We start from the raw sequence: 611 nt of genomic DNA on the forward strand, positions 1-611 counted from the left end.
TCGTGGAAGAGGACGTGCTGACCTCGATCCACATCGAAGAGCACGAGATCGACGCCCGCGACACCAAACTCGGTGCCGAGGAGATCACCCGCGATATCCCCAACGTCTCCGACGAGGTCCTGGCCGACCTCGACGAGCGTGGCATCGTGCGCATCGGCGCCGAGGTCCGCGACGGCGACATCCTGGTCGGCAAGGTCACTCCCAAGGGCGAGACCGAGCTGACCCCGGAAGAGCGGTTGCTGCGCGCGATCTTCGGGGAGAAGGCCCGCGAGGTGCGTGACACCTCGCTCAAGGTGCCCCACGGTGAGTCCGGCAAGGTCATCGGCATCCGGGTGTTCTCCCGCGAGGACGACGACGACCTGCCCCCCGGTGTCAACGAGCTGGTGCGCGTCTACGTCGCGCAGAAGCGCAAGATCCAAGACGGTGACAAGCTCGCAGGCCGCCACGGCAACAAGGGCGTCATCGGCAAGATCCTGCCCACCGAGGACATGCCCTTCCTGCCCGACGGCACCCCGGTCGACATCATCCTCAACACCCACGGCGTGCCGCGTCGTATGAACATCGGCCAGATCCTGGAAACCCACCTCGGGTGGATCGGCAAGGCCGGCTGG

The 611-nt window shown here is 66.3% G+C and carries 1 pseudogene; it reads left to right on the plus strand.

Annotation, left to right across the window (positions count from 1 at the left end):
- Positions 1-611, plus strand: a pseudogene (locus tag NBRGI_RS21820) (DNA-directed RNA polymerase subunit beta); the annotation flags it as partial.

It is taken from the genome of Nocardia brasiliensis IFM 10847 (assembly GCF_000710915.1).
Taxonomy (GTDB): domain Bacteria; phylum Actinomycetota; class Actinomycetes; order Mycobacteriales; family Mycobacteriaceae; genus Nocardia; species Nocardia brasiliensis_A.